Source organism: Microbacterium sp. LMI13-1-1.1 (genome assembly GCF_040815625.1).
GTDB lineage: Bacteria > Actinomycetota > Actinomycetes > Actinomycetales > Microbacteriaceae > Microbacterium > Microbacterium forte.
The window spans coordinates 42,125-57,243 of the sequence record NZ_JBFPNL010000006.1; the positions used below are offsets into that span (position 1 = coordinate 42,125).

General features: G+C 69.1%; 16 protein-coding genes and 1 tRNA gene. 12 read left to right on the forward strand and 5 right to left on the reverse strand.

Annotated elements, in window-relative coordinates:
• Window positions 1–58: 58 nt before the first annotated feature.
• From MRBLMI13_RS13535 to MRBLMI13_RS13555, 5 genes are all read left to right on the forward strand, one after another.
• Entirely contained in the window at window positions 59–1,039 is a 981-nt protein-coding gene (locus tag MRBLMI13_RS13535; protein ID WP_367823809.1) for a glycosyltransferase family 2 protein, read from the forward strand.
• Complete coding sequence (locus MRBLMI13_RS13540; RefSeq protein ID WP_367823807.1) at window positions 1,036–2,394, forward strand: polysialyltransferase family glycosyltransferase; 1,359 nt, start codon at window positions 1,036–1,038, stop codon at window positions 2,392–2,394. The genes MRBLMI13_RS13535 and MRBLMI13_RS13540 overlap by 4 nt, the downstream gene beginning before the upstream one ends.
• Window positions 2,395–2,449: 55 nt before the next feature.
• Window positions 2,450–3,658: a cytidylyltransferase domain-containing protein gene (locus MRBLMI13_RS13545; protein ID WP_367823805.1), complete on the forward strand. Its 1,209-nt coding sequence runs from the start codon at window positions 2,450–2,452 to the stop codon at window positions 3,656–3,658.
• An 85-nt stretch (window positions 3,659–3,743) separates the two neighbouring features.
• Entirely contained in the window at window positions 3,744–4,616 is an 873-nt protein-coding gene (locus tag MRBLMI13_RS13550; protein ID WP_367823803.1) for an N-acetylneuraminate synthase family protein, read from the forward strand.
• Complete coding sequence (locus MRBLMI13_RS13555) at window positions 4,613–6,019, forward strand: DUF6716 putative glycosyltransferase (RefSeq protein ID WP_367823801.1); 1,407 nt, start codon at window positions 4,613–4,615, stop codon at window positions 6,017–6,019. The genes MRBLMI13_RS13550 and MRBLMI13_RS13555 overlap by 4 nt, the downstream gene beginning before the upstream one ends.
• 21 nt (window positions 6,020–6,040) lie before the next feature.
• Here MRBLMI13_RS13555 and MRBLMI13_RS13560 read toward each other — a convergent pair whose 3' ends face one another.
• A complete protein-coding gene (locus MRBLMI13_RS13560; RefSeq protein ID WP_367823799.1) occupies window positions 6,041–6,643 on the reverse strand; it encodes a TetR/AcrR family transcriptional regulator in 603 nt (200 codons plus the stop codon).
• A 105-nt stretch (window positions 6,644–6,748) separates the two neighbouring features.
• On the opposite strand from MRBLMI13_RS13560, the gene MRBLMI13_RS13565 reads away from it, so the two are divergent.
• Together MRBLMI13_RS13565 and MRBLMI13_RS13570 are read left to right on the forward strand one after the other, a co-directional pair.
• The gene (locus tag MRBLMI13_RS13565; RefSeq protein WP_367823797.1) at window positions 6,749–7,462 is read left to right on the forward strand and encodes an SDR family oxidoreductase; all 714 of its coding nucleotides are present in this window, start codon (window positions 6,749–6,751) and stop codon (window positions 7,460–7,462) included.
• A 34-nt stretch (window positions 7,463–7,496) separates the two neighbouring features.
• Window positions 7,497–8,495: an NADP-dependent oxidoreductase gene (locus MRBLMI13_RS13570; protein WP_367823793.1), complete on the forward strand. Its 999-nt coding sequence runs from the start codon at window positions 7,497–7,499 to the stop codon at window positions 8,493–8,495.
• A gap of 58 nt (window positions 8,496–8,553) precedes the next feature.
• Here the strand turns inward: MRBLMI13_RS13570 and MRBLMI13_RS13575 are convergent, their stop codons facing one another.
• Window positions 8,554–9,336: an ABC transporter permease gene (locus MRBLMI13_RS13575; RefSeq protein ID WP_367823791.1), complete on the reverse strand. Its 783-nt coding sequence runs from the start codon at window positions 9,334–9,336 to the stop codon at window positions 8,554–8,556.
• Entirely contained in the window at window positions 9,333–10,370 is a 1,038-nt protein-coding gene (locus MRBLMI13_RS13580) for an ATP-binding cassette domain-containing protein (RefSeq protein ID WP_367823789.1), read from the reverse strand. The genes MRBLMI13_RS13575 and MRBLMI13_RS13580 overlap by 4 nt, the downstream gene beginning before the upstream one ends.
• 61 nt (window positions 10,371–10,431) lie before the next feature.
• Between MRBLMI13_RS13580 and MRBLMI13_RS13585 the strand changes: the two genes are divergently transcribed.
• Window positions 10,432–11,439, forward strand: coding sequence for a helix-turn-helix transcriptional regulator (locus tag MRBLMI13_RS13585; RefSeq protein ID WP_367823787.1), 1,008 nt, complete (start codon window positions 10,432–10,434; stop codon window positions 11,437–11,439).
• Here the strand turns inward: MRBLMI13_RS13585 and MRBLMI13_RS13590 are convergent.
• Entirely contained in the window at window positions 11,427–12,341 is a 915-nt protein-coding gene (locus tag MRBLMI13_RS13590; protein ID WP_367823785.1) for a hypothetical protein, read from the reverse strand. The genes MRBLMI13_RS13585 and MRBLMI13_RS13590 overlap by 13 nt on opposite strands.
• Before the next feature lie 237 nt (window positions 12,342–12,578).
• Between MRBLMI13_RS13590 and MRBLMI13_RS13595 the strand changes: the two genes are divergently transcribed.
• From MRBLMI13_RS13595 to MRBLMI13_RS13610, 4 genes are all read left to right on the forward strand, one after another.
• Window positions 12,579–12,812: a hypothetical protein gene (locus MRBLMI13_RS13595; protein ID WP_157549983.1), complete on the forward strand. Its 234-nt coding sequence runs from the start codon at window positions 12,579–12,581 to the stop codon at window positions 12,810–12,812.
• Between the two features lie 3 nt (window positions 12,813–12,815).
• Window positions 12,816–13,187 (forward strand): hypothetical protein, encoded by a 372-nt coding sequence (locus MRBLMI13_RS13600; protein WP_367823783.1) that lies wholly within the window; start codon window positions 12,816–12,818, stop codon window positions 13,185–13,187.
• 36 nt (window positions 13,188–13,223) lie between these two features.
• Entirely contained in the window at window positions 13,224–13,685 is a 462-nt protein-coding gene (locus MRBLMI13_RS13605) for a lysozyme (protein ID WP_056373929.1), read from the forward strand.
• Between the two features lie 119 nt (window positions 13,686–13,804).
• A tRNA-Met gene (locus MRBLMI13_RS13610) sits at window positions 13,805–13,880 on the forward strand.
• 33 nt (window positions 13,881–13,913) lie between these two features.
• On the opposite strand, the gene MRBLMI13_RS13615 is transcribed toward MRBLMI13_RS13610, so the two are convergent.
• On the reverse strand, window positions 13,914–15,107 hold the full coding sequence (locus tag MRBLMI13_RS13615; protein WP_367823781.1) for a low temperature requirement protein A: 1,194 nt from the start codon (window positions 15,105–15,107) through the stop codon (window positions 13,914–13,916).
• Window positions 15,108–15,119 lie beyond the last annotated feature (12 nt).

The following is a 15,119-nucleotide window of genomic DNA, read 5'->3' on the forward strand; positions in this document are numbered from 1 at the left end:
CCCCGACCGGCAAGGAGCGCCTGCGAGCATTCCGAGACCGTCGACCCGGGGGAGTTCTGTGCGCACACCGCTCGTCACCGTCATCCTGCCCGCGAAGGACGCAGGCGCCTACATCGGCACGACGCTCGAGACGCTGACACGGCAGTTCGACGACCCCGCCTCGCTCAAGCTCGTGGCCATCGACGACGGCTCGCGCGATGACACCGGCACGCTCATGAGGCGATACGCCGAGCGGTTCCCGCACGCCGAGGTCATCGTCAACCCTCGGCCCAAGGGGCTCGCGAGTGCCCGCAACCAGGGGCTCGAGCATGTCGAGGGCGATGCGTTCTGCTACCTCGACGGAGACGACTGGATGCAGCCCCAGCGACTTTCGGTGCTGGCCCGGCGGCTGAACGAGCTGGGCTGCGACTTCCTCCGCACCGACCACGTCACGGTGAAGGCCGGCGTGCGCGCCCTCGTGCCGGCGCCGTACCCGTGGCGGGAGACCGTCGGTTCGCCTCGTGAGGCGATCCTGCCCGACGACGAGCCGACCATGGTCGACTACCCGTTCGCCTGGGCCGGGATCATGCACCGACGCCTGATCGACCAGGGGCTCGCCGGTTTCACACCGGGCCTCTTCACCGCCGAGGATCGACCGTGGATCTGGCGGCTGCACCTGCAGGCCCGCTCGTTCGCGGTGGTCGACGCCCCGGCCCTGCTCTACCGCCGCGGGGTGTCGACATCGCTCACCCAGGTGCGCGACCGGCGACAGCTCGACTTCGTGCGCGCGATGGGCGAGGTGCTCGACATCGTCGAGGCGGATGCCGAGTCCGACCGGTTTCTGCCGAAGGCGGTGTGGAGCGTGATGGCGCTCTCGTCGCGCCACCTCGTGCGGTCGAGGAGGATGACCCCGTCGCTGCGCGGCGAGATGCGTGCCGGCCTGCGCGGATTGCTCGGTCGTCTGCCTGAGCGAGAGGCATCGGCGGTGCTGTCGCGTCTCGACGGACCCCGGCGCCGCGTGCTGGCCCCGCTGCTGCGCACGGTCGGGATCGCCGCATGACGCAGCTCTTCGCGATGCACAGCGCCTACGGGCTGGCCACCGCAGCCGCAGCGCTCGACGGCGGACTGCTCGGCGACCACGGTGAGCGCATCCTCGTTCCGTTCGTGTCGTCGCGAGTGCCCGAGACATCGGTGAGCATCGCCGCCGACCCCGCGCTGGCGAGCCTCCGCGACAGGTTCGACCGCATCGAAGATCTCGACGCGCTGCTCGGCCCTCTGCATCCGAGCTCGTGGAAGCCTCATGCTTCGGACCTGCCGCTGCTGCGCCGCCTGCTGATCCGGGCGTGGGGCATCGACCCCGGCGACCTCGAACTGCTCGTGCAGAGCCCGCAGGTCGCCCCGGCGCGCACCCTGATGCTGCTCTTCCCGCACGCGCGACTCACGATCATCGGCGACGGGCTGATGACGTACTCGCCGATGCGGGTGCGGATGCCGCACACGGTGACTGCTCGGATCGGTCGCGTCGTGCACGCCGACGTGGTGCCGGGACTGACACCGCTGGTGGGTGCACCCACCGCGACGCCCGTGCCGGTCTCACCCGACCTGTTCCGCGCGGTGCTCGCCGAAACGGCCGTGGCGGTCGACGACACGGCCGAGCTCGACAGCGCTCTCGACAGTGAGTCGACCGTGCTCGTGCTCGGGCAGTACCTCTCGGCTCTCGGACTGGTCACCGAGGGCGAGGAGATCGCGCTGCAGAAGGAGATGATCGACCGCGCGGCGAGCCGGCGACCGCAGCACATCGTCTTCAAACCGCACCCCGCCGCCCCGCCTCGACTGAGCGACGCTCTGCGCGACCGGGCGCGGGTGCACGGCGTCGACTTCCGCGAGTACCGCGGCGCGCTCGCCGCAGAGATGCTGGCCGAACGCATCGACGCGACAGCCGTCATCGCCGGGTTCTCGACCGCGCTGCCGACCGTGCAGGCGCTGTTCGGCCGCGAGATCGATGCGGTCGGGGCAGACACCGTGCTGGCGCGGCTGACTCCGTATGAGAACAGCAACCGAGTGCCGGCGACGATCGTCGATGCGCTCACCCGAGCAGACTCCCCGTATCGCGACCCTGAGCGCATGCAGCTGCTGATCGACGCGGTCGGCTATGCCATGCAGCCCGTCGTCGCCGGGCACCTCCGCGGTCGGGCCGAGCAGCTGCTCAGCGGCATCCGTCCCTCTGATCGAGATCGGTACTTCGCCCCCGAGAGGCTGGCCGAGCTGCGCCTCCCGGGAGCCCCGCGCGAGACGGCCGTGCGTCGAGCGCTGCGCCCGGTCGGCGGCATCGGCCGGGTCGAACAGGCGAGGCTCACAGTGCTCGCAGCGCGGCGCAGACTCGCTCGCGCATGGCGGGTGCTCAGAGGGCGATGAGCAGGATGACAGCGATGACAGCGATGACGGGCGACGACGGCGAGGGACGAGCGACATGAGCGCGGAACAGCAGAAGGCCGAAGCGGGCAGGGTCGTCGCGATCATCCCGGCGCGAGGCGGGTCTAAGGGCGTGCCGCGCAAGAACCTGCGACGCGTCGGCGGGGTGTCGCTCATCGAACGGGCCGTGCGCACCGCGTCGGAGACCGACGGCATCGACCTCGTGGTCGTCTCGACCGATGACGATGAGATCGCCGCGGTGAGCGAGGCAGCCGGGGCGAGAGTCGTGCGGCGACCGGCGGACATCTCCGGCGACACGGCCTCATCGGAGTCCGCGATCCTGCATGCGCTCGACGTGCTCGAAGGCGAGGGGGAGCCGGCCGAGGTGGTCGCGTTCCTGCAGGCGACCTCGCCGTTCATCGCCCAGGACGCCCTGTCGAGTGCGGTGCGCGAGGTGCGCGAGCGCAGGGCAGACAGCGTGTTCGCCGCGCACGAGACCTATGGATTCCTGTGGTCGCGCCGTGGCCGAGGAGAATCGAGCGCCGAAGGGCGAGCGGATGCCGGCGCGGCCGTCGCACTCAACCACGATGCCGCGCATCGCCCGCGGCGTCAGGATCGCGAGCCGCACTTCCTCGAGACGGGGGCGTTCTACGTGTTCCGCGCCGACGGCTTCCGCGAGGCGAGGCATCGCTTCTTCGGCCGCATCCGCATCGTCGAGGTGCCCGAGTGGACGGCGATCGAGATCGACGACGAACAGCAGCTGCGCATCGCCCGCGCGCTCGCCGCCCTCCACGAGAGCCCTGAGCGGGTGCCGGTGCGAGCGATCGTCACCGATTTCGACGGGGTGCACACCGACGACACCGCGACCGTCGACGCCGACGGCGTCGAACGCGTACGGGTGAGCCGCGAGGACGGCATGGGGGTGTCGCTGCTGCGGCGCGCCGGCATCCCGATGCTCATCCTCTCGACCGAGGTCAACGCCGTCGTGCGCGCTCGGGCAGAGAAACTCCGCGTGCCGGTGCTGCACGGCATCGACGACAAGGAGTCGGCGCTGCGAGGGTGGGCGGAGGAGGTCGGCATCCCGCTCGCCGACATCGCGTACCTCGGCAACGACGTCAACGATCTCCCGGCCCTGCGCATCGTCGGCTGGCCGGTCGCGGTGGCCGACGCGCATCCGCTCGTGCTCGAGGCGGCCCGTGTCGTGCTGAGCCGCGCCGGCGGACATGGTGCCGTCCGCGAGCTGATCGAACGGGTGTTGCCCGCCTGACCGGTGCCGGTAACCCTCCTGTCGTGTGGCGTTCATTCTCGGCGCGTACTCAGGGGAGAAGGCCATTTCGACGACCGGAGGAACCATGACTGTCAGCATCGGCTCACGCGTGATCGGCGGCGGCCACCCCGCCTATGTCATCGCGGAGATCGGCCTCAACCACAACGGCGACGTCGACATCGCCAAGCGTCTGATCGACGTCGCGGCGAAGGCGGGAGCCGACGCGGTGAAGTTCCAGAAGCGCACTCCCGAGATCTCCACCCCCGAGCACATGCGCGATGTCCCGCGCGAGACGCCCTGGGGCACCATGAGCTACCTCGACTACCGTCGCCGCGTCGAGTTCGGCCGCGACGAGTACATCGCCATCGGCGACCACGCCACGATGCTCGGACTCGACTGGTTCGCGTCCCCCTGGGACGTGCCCAGCGTCGAGTTCCTCGAAGACCTCAACGTCGTGGCTCACAAGGTCGCCTCGGCCAGCCTCACCGACACCGAGCTGCTCCTCGCGCTGCGCGAGACCGGCAAGCCGGTCATCCTCTCGACCGGCATGTCGACGATCGAGCAGATCGACCGCGCCCTGTCCACGCTCGGCACCGACCGCGTCGTGCTCATGCACGCCACGTCCACCTATCCGCTCGAGCCCGAGGAGGCCAACCTCCGCGCGATCGCCACGCTGCGCGACCGCTACCCCGGAGTGCCGGTCGGCTACTCCGGCCACGAGCGCGGTCTGCAGATCTCTCTCGCCGCCGTCGCGATCGGCGCGGTCGCCGTCGAACGCCACATCACGCTCGACCGCACGATGTGGGGCTCCGACCATGCGGCATCCCTCGAGCCCACCGGCCTCGAGCACCTCGTGCGCGACATCCGTGTGATCGAGATGGCTCTGGGCGACGGAGTCAAGCGCGTGTTCGACAGCGAGCGAGCGCCCATGGCGAAGCTGCGGCGCATCTCCGCATGAGCGGACCGGGCACGAGCAGGTCGGGCGCACTGCGGGTCGTCGCGATCGCCGACGCCGACTCCTTCGTGAAGTGGTCGGCGTCGCTGCTCGGCAGTGTGTCCGGCATCCGTCCGCATCTGCTGCTGGTGCAGACACCGCTGGCCGCGAGCGTCGATCAGCAGCGCACGGCGCTGGCCGGCACCGGGATGCTGTCGGACGACGTCACCCGCATCGGCTTCGCGCAGGCTGCCGCGTGGCTCGAGGGACAGCGTCCCGACGTCGTCCTGCTCGCCGGGCGCGGGCCGTTCGTGCGCCTGATGGGACGCCTGGTCGACACGCTCTCGCACCGCCCGGTGGTCGTCGCGGGTCTGCCGGGTATGGCGATCCCCGCCCAGCGGGGCGCCCTCGAGTACCGCCGCCATGCCGACCTGCTCGTGGTGCACTCCCATCGTGAGGAACGCGCGTTCGCCGAGCTGGGCCACCGGATCGGCGTGCAGGTGCCGACGGCGCTGGCCACACTGCCGTTCGCCCGATCGCGATCGCGGATGCTCGCCGCTGACCGAGCCCGGGTGCTCGGCGCAGACTCAGGCCACCCGGCAGGAACCCTCATCGCCGATCGCCCTCCGACTCCGAGCGCCGTGCGGATGCCGGCGACCGACATCGTGTTCGCGGCGCAGGCCCTGGTGCCGGTCGGACGGGACGAACGCGCCGAGATCGCCGCCACCCTCGTCAGGGCAGCCGAGGCCGACCCGAATCGTCGAGTCGTCGTCAAGCTGCGCTCGCGCCCGGGGGAGTCCGAGACCCACCTCGAGCGCGATCCGTATCTCGAGCTGCTGCCTGCCCGGCGTCCCGACAACCTCGTGGTCTCCTACTCCTCGATGGCTGCCGCGCTCTCGACGGCGGCCGGACTCGTGACCGTCAGCTCGACCGCGGCCGTCGAAGCCGTGGCACTCGGTGTGCCTGTGATCGCGCTCGATTCGTTCGGCGTCAGCAAGAGCCTGCTCAACACCGTCTTCGTCGGCAGTGGGCTGCTCGGCGGGCGCAACGAGGTCGTGGCCGGTCGATTCCGGCATCCGCACCCCGCGTGGCTGCGAGACAACTACTTCCACCCGGCGGCCGAGTCGACCTGGTGGAACCACGTCGAGCAGCTGGTCGCTCTGCGCCGGGCCGGTGCTCTGCCGGCGAAGCGCGTGCCGGCAGCCCGAGGCGGCGCGCTTCACGAGGCGTGGCACCGCGCGAGCGTGCTCGGCTCGAAGGACCGCGCGCTCGGCGGCGCTGCTGCTCTCGCCGTGGGGGTGCCTGCGACGGCGCTCCTCGCTGCTCTGCGCCGCGGCCGCGCGTCCGGCGACGGCGGCACCTGGGCCGACGCGACGACCGACATCACCCTCGAGCCGAACCCGTTCCACGACTCGATCCGGCGCTGAGACACCGGCGGGCGATCGGGCTCAGGGGCGGAGCAGGGCGTCGACCTGCGCCCTCACGTCCTGGGCGATCTCATCGATGCTCGCCTCGACATTGACGCTCGCCGCCATCGTGACGAACATCACCGCCGACACGATCCGGGCGAGTGCGGCAGCCCGATTCTCGTCGATGCTCGGATCGCGCTGCAGGATGTCCGCCAGCGCGTTCTCGGTGTCGCCCACGATGCGCAGAGCCGCGGCATGGTGCGAGTCGGTCGGATTGCCGAACACCATCTCGCGGAGGTAGGTGCGGCCGTTCTCGATCTGGGCGCGATTGCACTCGATGATCGGGCGGAGGAGAGCCATCGCGGCCCCGAGCGTGTCCGGTGTCGCCTCGGCGGCCGCACGTCCGGTCTCGAGCGCGACGGCGTAGTGCGCGTTCTGCACGAGCAGCAGCAGCTCACCCTTCGTCTTGGCGTACAGGAACAGCGTGCCCGTGCCGACATCTGCCTTCTCGGCGATCTGCTGGGTGGTGACGTCGTCGATGCCGTGCTCTGCGAACAGCTCAGTCGCGGCCGCGGTGATGCGCTCGAGCTTCTGCTGCTTGTTGCGCTCGCGGCGCCCGAGGGCCGGTGCTGGGGTCGACATCTCGTCCTTTCGGGAATATAAACTGATTGGGCTCAGTTATGACTGCAGTCGCTTACGTGCGAACTCAGCAGACACCACATTGTCCCAAACATCAAGGAGCATTCCATGCCTTCACTCGACGGCGCAGTCGTCCTCATCACCGGAGCGAACGGGGGCATCGGCACCCGTTTCGTCGAGGAGGCGCTCGCGCGCGGAGCGGCCAAGGCGTACGCCACGGCGCGGACGCCGCGCGAGTGGGCCGACGAGCGGGTGGTGCCCCTGCGACTCGACGTCACGGATGCGGAGTCGATCCGCGCCGTCGTCGAGGCGGCACCTGATGTGACGGTGCTCATCAACAACGCCGGCGCCTCTGTGCCGACCGCGGGGATCCTCACGCATACGGACGATGAGATCCGCGACAACGTCGAGACGAACTTCCTCGGACCGCTCTTCCTGACCAGGGCCTACGCCCCGCTGTTGTCGGGTCGCGACGGAGCGACGGTGATCGACATCCACTCCGCTCTCGCCTGGTTCGCCGTCGGCGGCATCTACAGCGCGACGAAGGCGGCGCTGTGGTCGGCCACCAACTCGCTCCGTCTCGAGCTGGCTCCGTCGGGCGTGCACGTCGTCGGCGTGCACGTCGGCTACGTCGACACGGCGATGGCAGAGCACGTGTCCGACCCCAAGACCGACCCCGCCGAGCTGGTGCGTGCGATCTTCGACGCGACCGAGCGCGGGGAGTACGAGGTGCTCGCCGACGAGATCTCCGTGCAGCTCAAGGCCGGGCTCAGCGCACCGCTCGAGGCGGTCTACCCGCAGCTCCAGGCCGCGGCCGGCTGATCCCGGTCGAACGAGAACGAACAGGGGAAAGACGATGCGCGCAGTCGTGCTCACCGAGTACAAGCAGCCGCTGGAACTCATCGAGGTCGAAGAGCCGCAGGTGGGGGAGCGAGACGTCCTGGTCGCGGTCGAGGCCGTCGGCCTCAACCAGCTGGACGAGAAGATCCGGACAGGCGAGTTCGCGCAGATCCTGCCGTACTCTCTGCCCGTCGTGATGGGCAACGACGTGGCGGGCACGGTCATCAGGGTCGGCCGCCTGGTCGAGTCCTTCAGAGCGGGCGACCGGGTCTTCGCCCGGCCGGATCAGAATCGGATGGGGGCGTTCGCGGAACGGATCGCGGTGGCGGGAGCGGATCTGGCACTGATTCCGGACGGCATCTCGATGGCTGAGGCGGCGTCGCTGCCCCTTGTGGCTCTCACGGCGTGGCAGGCGCTGGTGGAGAGGGGCCACGTCGGACCGGGGCAGAGGGTGCTGATCCACGCGGGCGCCGGCGGCGTGGGCTCGATCGCGATCCAGCTCGCGAAGCATCTCGGCGCGATCGTCGCCACCACCGCGAGCGCGGCGAACGCCGACTTCGTCCGCGAGCTGGGCGCCGACGTCGTGATCGACTACCGCTCGGAGGATTTCGAGAAGATCCTCTCGGAGTACGACTTCGTGCTCGACAGCCTCGGCGGCGAGAATCTCGAGAAGTCGCTGCGGGTCCTGAAGCCTGGCGGCCTCGCCGTCGGGATCTCGGGGCCGCCCGACCCGGCGTTCGCGAAGCGGATGGGGCTGGGCGTGATGGTGCGCCTCGCGATCGCCGTGCTGAGCCGACGGATCGGACGTCAGGCGAAGCGGCTCGGAGTCACCTACGAGTTCCTCTTCATGCGCGCGGATGGCGAGCAGCTGAGTCGCATCGCGGCCCTCGTCGACGGAGGTGCGCTCAGGCCCGTCGTCGCGAAGACCTATCCGTTCGGGCAGATACCCGCCGCGCTCGCGGATCTCGCGTCAGGGGGCAGCCGGGGAAAGATCGTCGCCACCCTCGAGCGCTGATCGCGCGACGTCCGCACCGCCCACCCGGACATCGGGTCGGCGGTGCGGACGTGTCGCGTCAGCTGCTGCGACGGATCGCCCGTACTCCCACCACGAGTCCGACAACAGCGACGGCGAGGGCCGAGACCCACCCCCACAGCACGGTCGGATCGCCCAGGTTGCCCGCGAACAGCGCGCGCTCGGCCTGCACCACCCAGTTGACCGGGTTGACCGATGCGACCGCCCGCATCCAGGCGGGGCCGTCGTCGAGCGGCAGCAGCATGCCCGACAGGATCAGCAACGGGAAGATCAACGACTGCTGCACTCCCCAGAACAGCCACTCGCGGTCTTTGGTGGCCAACGCCAGCGAGTACGACAGCGAACCGAGTCCGACGCCGAAGACCGCGAGCAGCGCGAGCCCGATGAGCAGGCCCGGCAGGTTGATCGCGAACCCGAACGGCCACGCGATCAGCACGATGATCAGAGCCTGCACCACGATCGGCGCGATCTCCTTGAGCGCACGACCCACGAGCAGCGATGAGCGCGCGAGCGGTGCGACCAGCGTGCGCTCGTGCGAGCCGGTCATCATCTCGTACTGCAGGTTCGAGCCCGTGGCGCCGGTGCCGAACAGCACGATCATCACGAGCACGCCGGGCACGAACCAGGCGAGGGTCTCTCCGGCCGGTCGACCGGACCCGCCGATGAGGAGCGGAGCGAACAGGCCGAGGAACACGAGCGGCTGCAGCAGGCTGAAGATCAGGGTGAACGGGTCGCGCAGCACCGGCTTGAGCTCGCGGGTCAGCACGTTCCTGGTGTCGCGCATGAGATTCGCGCGCACGAGGGTGTCGGTCGTGGTGGTCATGAGAGGACTCCTGTCTTGTCGTTCTCGACCCCGGTTGCGGCATCGGACTCGGATGCATCGGCGGTGCCTTCGCCCGCTTCGCGCAGCGTGCGCCCGGTCAGAGCGAGGAAGACGTCGTCGAGGGTGGGTGGGACGCCGGTCGCCCGACGCACCAGAATGCCGGCGGCATCCAGCTCGCGCACGATCACCGGCAGCAGTCGGTCGCCGTCCGGCACGGCCAGCGTCAGCGAGTCGTCGTCGAGCGCCACCTCGGCCCCGCTGAGGCGAGCGACGATCGGGCGTGCGTTCGCGGCATCCGCATCGCTCGCGAAGCCGAAGGTGAGCACGTCGCCGGCGAGCGTCGCCTTCAGCGCTGCCGCGTCGTCGTCGGCGATGATGCGACCCCTGTCCATGACCATCACCCGCTCGGCGTAGCGGTCGGCCTCTTCGAGATAGTGCGTGGTCAGGAAGACGGTCGTGCCGTGCTGGGTGCGCAGATCGAGGATGTGCTCCCACAGATTGGCCCTGCTCTGCGGGTCGAGACCGGTCGACGGCTCGTCCAAGAAGATCAGCGGCGGCGCGTGCATGAGACCGAGCGCGATGTCGAGCCGGCGCTTCTGACCTCCGCTGAGCTGCTGCACCGTGCGGGTCGCGAACGAGGAGAGATCGAGGGACTCGATCAGCTCATCGGCGCGACGGGTGCTGTCGCGCCGGCTCATGCCGTAGAACGCGCCCTGGCTGAGCAGCTCATCGCGCACCCGCTGCGAGAAGCTGCCGCTCGTGAGCTGACCGACGTAGCCGATGCGTGCGCGCACTCCGGCCGCATCCGTGCGGATGTCGTGGCCGACGACGCGGGCGGTCCCCGACGTCGGCGGGATGAGCGTCGTCAGCATCCGCAGGCTCGTCGACTTGCCCGCGCCGTTCGGGCCGAGGAACGCGACGAGCTCGCCGCGCGCCGCAGTGAAGGAGAGGTCGGTGACCGCTTCGACCGACGTCTTCTTGACGGTGAAGACCTTGGTGAGGCCTTCGGTTTCGATGATGGATTCGTTCGACATGCCTGCAGGCTAGAAGGCAACCAGGACAGATACTGTCCGCAATTTCTGTCAATCTTGAGACATGTCCGACACCACCTCCAGAGCCCTCGCCCTGCTCAATCTGCTGCAGACGCACAGGCACTGGCCCGGCACGGAACTGGCGAGCAGGCTCGGCGTCACCGAGCGCACGGTGCGCCGCGACGTCGATCGGCTGCGAGAGCTCGGATACCGCGTGGAGTCGACGCCCGGAGCCGCCGGCGGGTACCGTCTCGAGGCCGGCAGCGCCGTGCCCCCGCTGCTGCTCACCGATGACGAGGCGGTGACGATGGCGATCGGTCTTCGCGTCGCCGCGACGCAGCAGCTGGTGGGCGGTGCCGAGGTGACGCTGACGGCGCTTGCGAAGCTCGAGCAGGTGCTGCCGTCGGCGCTGCGTCAGCGGGTCAATGCGCTCGCCGCCGCCGTGCAGCCACCGCGCATCGGCGATGCCCCGGTGGTCTCGCCCGTCGTGCTGGGGGAGATCGCTCTCGCGACCCGAGACCACGAGCGTCTGCGGATGCGCTACGTCGACGGAGCGGGTGCCGAGAGCGTGCGTCGGGTCGAGCCGCACGCGCTCGCTCCCTCGGGCCGCAAGTGGTTCCTGCTGTGCTGGGATCTCGACCGCGATGACTGGCGGACCTTCCGCGTCGACCGGATCGTCTCGGTCGAGCACACCAGGGTGCTGTTCAGACGACGCGAGATCTCGACCGAGGAGATCGACGAGCGGGTGCTCATCGCCGCGTCGTGGTCGCCGCAGAAGATCGAGGCGGATGCCGTGATGCAGCTGCCGTTCCCCGAGATGCAGGACATGTTCGGGCCGTGGTCGGAGGGCGCGACTCCCGAGGGGGATCATCGCACGCGCTGGCCCTTCGGCGGCTCGGACTGGCGCGAGGCGATGTACGCGCTGCTCTGGATCCCCGAGGGCGTCGAGTACACGACCAGCTTCCCCGAGCCGCATCGCGCCGAGCTGCGGGAGTCGGTGCAGCGGCTGCTGCGGGCGCTCGATGCGCCGGCTCCCGCCGGCGCCGCAAACGGTCGTGGTCAGGTGAGGTAGGGCGCATCAGGATCGTTCCAGCGCTGGAACGTCTGCACCCACCAGAACCAGGCGAAGAGGCAGAGAGCGATGGCCTCGCCGATGAGCACGATCGGGAAGTCGCCGAGGAATCGGCGGAGGATGAAGCCCGCGAACAGCATCACCAGATTCGCGACCATCAGCCAGGTGATCCACCGGTAGATCGCCTGCTGGCGCGGGGTGGGGGCCGTCTCGTTGTCATCCACCGACCCGAACGAATGCATGATCGGCACAGCCGCGAACGTGCCGAAGAACAGCAGGGTCGCGGCGAAGTGGATGCTCTGCGGGAACGGCCAGAAGTTGAACGGGAAGTCCGCGTTCAACGCCGGTATGAAGGCGAGAGCCGCGAGCACGACCGCGGTGACCACGGCGATGGTCGACACGAGGCGAGCGGACTGCGTGCGGATCTCCTTCTTCGTGCGGATCGCGGTCAGCGTGATCACCATCGCGATCACCACGATGACGTAGGTGGCGACGCCGACCCGTAGATCCCCGAGGTACTCCACGGGAACGCAGTCTTCGGTCTGTCGGCAGGTCAGCCCGTCCACGATCTGATCGGGCGCGATGCCGGTGGGGATGAGCGCGATCAGCGGAGCGAAGATGGCCGATACGTCGAGCAGTGTGGCGGCCCGATGCCGACCGGACAGGGCCAGGAGGGCCAGGGATGCCGCGATCAGCGATCCCACGAAGACGTTCCGGGCCGGGGTGTAGAAGTAGTGGCTGATCGATGGGAGCAGATTCCACCCGAGGGTCAACGGGTCCCAGGCGGTGACGACGGTCTGGATCAAAACGCTCGTCAACAGCGCGAACACGACGAAGACGAGGGATAGGCGCAGGTAGCGATGCGTCTTCAAGCTGGTGGAGGCGGGGTCCTCTTCGACCATCGTCGTCGTCCCTTCTGGGCGCGCCGGGGATGGCGTCGATGCGTCCCCAGCGGCTGCGATTGCAGGTGACAGTACACCCGATATGCCGGTTCGGATAGAGGGTCTCGGTGCGACCTCTCACGCGCGGGGATCCCGCCCCGGCGGCGCCCTAGATCGCTCTTGTCCACGGACGCAGGCGGGAGGAGAATCCCCTCAGGGGGGACCGATCGTTTCAGCGCCGAAATGAAGGAGACCCCCATGAGGATCGTCGTTCCTGGGCAGCAGCCCGAACCTGAACCGCCGGCGAACGTGCCGGTGTGGACAGCCGGTCCTGGTTGGTGGGGGTGTCCGAATCAGCACACCACCATGCTCGGACCCAAGTTCTGCGGCGACTGCGGTGCAGGGCCGGTGCCCTCCCACATCGAGTGGGAGGCCAACAACCAGCTGGCGATCCTGAACGCTCGGGCTCAGCAGCAGCATCCTGGATTCTGAACGATGACTGCGGAAGCGGCCGAGGATTTCTCTCAGGCCTCCCTCTTCATCCGTTCGTGCTCGTTCGCCGAGACGCACTTCGGTCTCAACGTCAACGAGTGCAATGCGCCCGGCGCTCCGGCCAGATGGGGGCCGGTGACCCCGGGGGCGCACTCGCCGAACTCGTTCCACTACCGCGGAAGGGCCGCAGACCTGGTCGGCTCAGAAGCGGACATGCAGCGATTCGTCCGGTGGGCGATCGACACGCACCTGGGAGATCTCGCGGAGCTGATCCACAACCCCGGTGGTTCCGTCGACAGCGGCCATCGGGTGCCGCCGTCGTTCTGGGGGAGCGTCTGGGGTCGCCATAAAGGGCACGTGCACTTCGCGATATAGCCGGCCAGTCACGACGGCGGTACGAAGGGAGGAACGATGGCCAACGGCGACATCAGCGCGAAGGGACTCGCCTTCATCGGCGGATGGGAGGGATTCAGGGCCCGCCTTTACGACGACGCTCTCGGGCATTGCACAATCGGGTTCGGCCACCTCGTGCACCGGGGCGGATGCTCGGGCAACGAGCCGGCGGGCTTTCGAGACGGCATCACGCGGGCCGAAGGTCTCGCGCTCCTGCGCGCGGATGCGAAGATCGCCGAGCGCGCCGTGAACGAGAGCGTGCACGTGCCACTCACGCAGCACAAGTTCGATGCGCTGGTGAGCTTCGCCTTCAACGTCGGCAGCGGTGCGTTCAGGGATTCGACGCTTCTCACGGTGGTGAATGGGGGCAGGCATGCCGATGTTCCCGCACAGCTGATGCGCTGGACGAACGGCGGGTTGCCCGGCCTCGTGAACCGTCGGCGTGCGGAATCTGCGCTCTACGTCCACGGGGTCTACTGACGGCGTCGGACGCCGCCGTGTGACGCGGCGTGACGCCCCTTGTCATGCGGGGACTCACTCTGTCAATCCCCGCAACGATCCTGGCCTTCCTGGTCGCGGCCGGGTAGCGTCATTCCCATCGCGGCGATCCGGGCGGTCCCGGGCCTCAGCTCATACCTGAAGGCGTGGCGGGTTCGACTCCCGCCGTCGCGTCCACTTGTTCGGGCTCTGCCCGCGACCCACCCGCGGTCAGCCCCCTGCGCGGCGACCGCGGCGCAGACGCTCGAGTGTCTCGCCCGCTGCGACACCGACCAGAACCGTCGCCGTCGTGATCGACAGCGTGAGCGCGTCGACGGTGAAGCCCGCGACCACCACGCAGGCGAGCAGAGCGAGAGCCACCAGACCGATGAGTTGCGCTCGCGCCCAGCGCCCTTCGAGCACGCGGCGGAACAGCACGGTGCCGGTGAGGAAGAGGAACGGCGCGCCGACGACCACGACGGCCGCGGCGAGGCCGCGCTGGTCGGGAAGCGCGAGCATCTCCTTGTCGCCCACGCTCATCAGCACGATGCCGGCGATGATCAGAAGATGCACCCACGTGTAGACGGTGCGAGCGAGCCGGGCCGGTTCGCCTGACGCCTCGATCGCCTCGGCGCCGATGCGTTCGCCGTGATCGAAGTAGATCCACCAGGTCGCCGCGGCGGCGACGAACGCCGTCACCAAGGCAGCGATGGATGCGACGGACGATTCCTTGTCGACGAACGCGAAGCCGGTGACCAGCAGGCCCTCACCGAGTGCGATGAGCACGAAGAGGGACGTGCGCTCGGCGATGTGCGGACCGGAGAGATCCCAGGTCTTCAGCTGCACCTTCCCCCGTCCGGGCACCGGAAAACCGAGCACGGTGCCCAGCAGTTCGAGAGCCAGCGCGGCGGCCCACAACGGCAGCTGCCACCCGAGGGGCAGCAGCGCGCCGGCGATCCACAACACGCCGCCGGCGACCGCCCAGCAGAGGAGGAGGGAGAAATCGCGGGCCACCCGCCGGTCGTGACGGGCTGTCGCCCACACGATGAAGACCGTGCGTCCCACCTGGAGGATGACGTAGGCGATGGCGAACGCCCATGCGCGATCGCCGAACGCCTCAGCGATCGAGACGCTCATCACGAGCGCCACGAGGGCCAGTGCGATCACCGCCCCGCGCACGGGGAGCGTGACGGGGTCGAGCCAATTGGTGACCCAGGTGGTCGACACCCACGCCCACCACAGGGCGCACACCATGATGACGCCCTCCAGGGCGCCCAAAGGCGTCTGATTCTCGTAGAGGTAGGCAGACAGCTGGGTCAGCGCGAGGACGAACACGAGGTCGAAGAACAGCTCGACATAGGTCACTCGATCCGCGCGCGGAGAGTCTGTGGGGCGCAACACGTCGCGGGCCATCCCGAATGCCATCTCACCAGCTTG

Coding starts and splice junctions, on each gene's coding strand:
- MRBLMI13_RS13540 (WP_367823807.1), top strand. CDS start 1,036: ATGACGCAGCTCTTCGCGATGCACAGCGCCTACGGGCTGGCCACCGCA.
- MRBLMI13_RS13545 (WP_367823805.1), top strand. CDS start 2,450: ATGAGCGCGGAACAGCAGAAGGCCGAAGCGGGCAGGGTCGTCGCGATC.
- MRBLMI13_RS13550 (WP_367823803.1), top strand. CDS start 3,744: ATGACTGTCAGCATCGGCTCACGCGTGATCGGCGGCGGCCACCCCGCC.
- MRBLMI13_RS13555 (WP_367823801.1), top strand. CDS start 4,613: ATGAGCGGACCGGGCACGAGCAGGTCGGGCGCACTGCGGGTCGTCGCG.
- MRBLMI13_RS13560 (WP_367823799.1), bottom strand. CDS start 6,643: ATGTCGACCCCAGCACCGGCCCTCGGGCGCCGCGAGCGCAACAAGCAG.
- MRBLMI13_RS13565 (WP_367823797.1), top strand. CDS start 6,749: ATGCCTTCACTCGACGGCGCAGTCGTCCTCATCACCGGAGCGAACGGG.
- MRBLMI13_RS13570 (WP_367823793.1), top strand. CDS start 7,497: ATGCGCGCAGTCGTGCTCACCGAGTACAAGCAGCCGCTGGAACTCATC.
- MRBLMI13_RS13575 (WP_367823791.1), bottom strand. CDS start 9,336: ATGACCACCACGACCGACACCCTCGTGCGCGCGAATCTCATGCGCGAC.
- MRBLMI13_RS13580 (WP_367823789.1), bottom strand. CDS start 10,370: ATGTCGAACGAATCCATCATCGAAACCGAAGGCCTCACCAAGGTCTTC.
- MRBLMI13_RS13585 (WP_367823787.1), top strand. CDS start 10,432: ATGTCCGACACCACCTCCAGAGCCCTCGCCCTGCTCAATCTGCTGCAG.
- MRBLMI13_RS13590 (WP_367823785.1), bottom strand. CDS start 12,341: ATGGTCGAAGAGGACCCCGCCTCCACCAGCTTGAAGACGCATCGCTAC.
- MRBLMI13_RS13595 (WP_157549983.1), top strand. CDS start 12,579: ATGAGGATCGTCGTTCCTGGGCAGCAGCCCGAACCTGAACCGCCGGCG.
- MRBLMI13_RS13600 (WP_367823783.1), top strand. CDS start 12,816: ATGACTGCGGAAGCGGCCGAGGATTTCTCTCAGGCCTCCCTCTTCATC.
- MRBLMI13_RS13605 (WP_056373929.1), top strand. CDS start 13,224: ATGGCCAACGGCGACATCAGCGCGAAGGGACTCGCCTTCATCGGCGGA.
- MRBLMI13_RS13615 (WP_367823781.1), bottom strand. CDS start 15,107: ATGGCATTCGGGATGGCCCGCGACGTGTTGCGCCCCACAGACTCTCCG.